The 1,275-nt window shown below is 41.1% G+C and carries 2 protein-coding genes; both read left to right on the top strand.

The window, feature by feature from the left end; translation table 11 throughout:
• Nucleotides 1-102 precede the first annotated feature (102 nt).
• The gene (locus DW938_RS14470) at nt 103-309 is read left to right on the top strand and encodes a hypothetical protein (RefSeq protein WP_118125592.1); all 207 of its coding nucleotides are present in this window, start codon (nt 103-105) and stop codon (nt 307-309) included.
• 146 nt (nt 310-455) lie between these two features.
• Nucleotides 456-1,238: a recombinase family protein gene (locus tag DW938_RS14475; protein WP_118125594.1), complete on the top strand. Its 783-nt coding sequence runs from the start codon at nt 456-458 to the stop codon at nt 1,236-1,238.
• The last annotated feature ends 37 nt before the right edge of the window (nt 1,239-1,275 follow it).

The raw sequence follows: 1,275 nt of genomic DNA on the forward strand, positions 1-1,275 counted from the left end.
CTTTCTCGTTGCATAATTCTTGTTCGAATAAAATGTGTCAAGTGATATTGACAAAACCAAAGATACAGCCTTGATAAACCTCTGTGTCAGGACAACACAGAGGTGCAGTCGGCTGAATATACCGATCATTACATCAACGGTGTGACCTATCGTGTGTGGTCTGCATTTGAGGGTAAAACCAATGTAGCTGATAGTCTCAGCAGACTAATGTTTCGCAAACTGGAATCAGGCGAACAGGTCGGAGAGGTAGTCGATGAATTTCAAAAAGGAATAGAGCGTATCAATAACAGCTCCTTAGTAACAATGTAAAATTTCAATAATCGGACTTAGCAACATTCAACAAATATTTTTACAGACAGCGGATTTTACTGGCATTTACAGCATAGTTGTGATATACTTGTGGAGCGGAAGATACCGCAAGGCTTATTAAATCCGCTGCTGAGAAAGGAGTTACTATGAAAAAACAGCAGCATTACAAGGCAGCACTTTATTGCAGACTTTCGGTTGATGACGGAAACTTTGGAGGAAGTGTTTCTATCGAAACTCAGAAAATTCTGCTTGAGCAGTACTGCAAAGATCATAAAATTACAGACTACAAATTCTATTGTGATGACGGTTGCAGCGGAACGAACTTTGACAGACCGTCCTTCAAAAAAATGCTTTCGGACATTGATGAGGGCAAAATCAATCTTGTTATCGTCAAAGACCTTTCTCGGTTTGGACGAAATTATGTCGAGGCAGGTATGTATGTTCAACGGTTTACCGACAGCAATATCCGATTTATTGCGGCGGACGATAACTATGATTCTCTTGTGAACAGCGACGATTTGCCGTTCCCGATAAAGAATGTAGTCAACGAAATGTACGCTCGTGACGTTTCAAAAAAGACCAAAGCGGCGAAAAAAGCTAAGGCGAGGGACGGACAGTTTATCGGATCAAAAGCTCCGTTCGGCTACAAGATAGACCCAAATGACCGTCATCATTTAATCGTGGACGAGCCTGCCGCACAGGTTGTTAAAAGAATTTTCAGACTTGCATCAGAGGGTGTTGGCTACAACAAAATGGCAAAAATATTTAGAGAAGAAAAGGTACTAACTCCCATTGCCTACTTCAACCTCAACAATCCGGATTACTTCAAATCGGATTACTGGCGCAAGGAATTTGACTGGCACGTTACTTCAATCCGCGCGATACTCAACAATGAAGTCTATCTAGGTGGTTTTGTCAATATCACTTGACACATTTTATTCGAACAAGAATTATGCAACGAGAAAG

Origin of the sequence: Ruminococcus sp. AM43-6, from assembly GCF_003461785.1 — a bacterium.
In the GTDB taxonomy this organism is placed as follows: domain Bacteria; phylum Bacillota; class Clostridia; order Oscillospirales; family Ruminococcaceae; genus Hominimerdicola; species Hominimerdicola aceti.